At 38.1% G+C, this 223-nt stretch carries 1 pseudogene; it reads left to right on the top strand.

Annotation, left to right across the window (positions count from 1 at the left end):
• Positions 1-16: 16 nt before the first annotated feature.
• Positions 17-223 (top strand): annotated as a pseudogene (locus ACGF5R_RS25140) (hypothetical protein); the annotation flags it as partial.

Below are 223 nucleotides of genomic sequence, written 5' to 3'. Positions count from 1 at the left end.
GTTTACAAGCAAACAAATGGCTGAACTGCTCGAATATAAGAGCGAGAAATCTGTAACCAATCTTTACAATGCTAACAAAGATGAATTCACGGACGACATGACAATGGTCACTGAGTCAATGACCATTGGAATAAACAATAGTTTACGTAAAAAGAAGGTGAGAATTTTCTCTGTCAGAGGTTCCCATTTAATTGGGATGCTAGCTGATACTGATGTTGCCAAG

The sequence above is a fragment of the Photorhabdus sp. RM71S genome, assembly GCF_042879355.1.
GTDB lineage: Bacteria > Pseudomonadota > Gammaproteobacteria > Enterobacterales > Enterobacteriaceae > Photorhabdus > Photorhabdus kayaii.
Note: the sequence above shows the minus strand (reverse complement) of the source record. Positions and strands in the feature narration are given on the sequence as shown.